This is a genomic window from Mucilaginibacter sp. P4_G9, assembly GCF_056400985.1.
Genome location: NZ_JBFUKF010000959.1, coordinates 1 through 521, shown reverse-complemented (window position 1 = coordinate 521; position 521 = coordinate 1). Strand labels below are relative to the sequence as shown.

Below are 521 nucleotides of genomic sequence, written 5' to 3'. Positions count from 1 at the left end.
TTTAATAAGTTTTTCCAGGGAATTTTTCTCAGGTCCTTCGCCAAAAATCAATAATTTCAAATCCGGATAACATGATTCAATTTCATTAAATGCACTTATCAGGTTGCAAAATCCTTTTTCGGGGATCAAACGGCCAGCTGCACAAATATAATTAGTGCCCGCATCGGCATCATCCAGCGGTAAATTAGATTTTATAATGGTTTGTTCAACATCAACCGGGTTTTTCTGAACAATCACCTTTTTACTATTAACAAAAGGTATGTTCTTCAGGAAAGCATCACGCATTAGGTTTGTTTGACAAACAACTAAATTTACTGCGGGATAACCCAGCCGGTACGCCAGCTGGTAACTCCATTTTTTTAAACCTTTGTATCTTGTAAAAACAGATGTACACTCCCTAACTATGAGCCTTGATTTTATGTACCCTACCCGTTTCAAAAATCCCAGGTAAGCGTTTAAATAAGGATGAGTGCTAATTATAACATACCCCTTTCTATAAGGGTTTAATAACTTTATAAGCC

The 521-nt window shown here is 36.5% G+C and carries 1 protein-coding gene; it reads right to left on the bottom strand.

Features of this window, described 5'->3' with window-relative positions; translation table 11 throughout:
* A partial coding sequence (locus tag AC1DPZ_RS28795) for a glycosyltransferase (RefSeq protein WP_477409984.1) occupies nt 1–285 on the bottom strand: 285 nt, incomplete at its 3' end.
* Nucleotides 286–521: the final 236 nt, after the last annotated feature.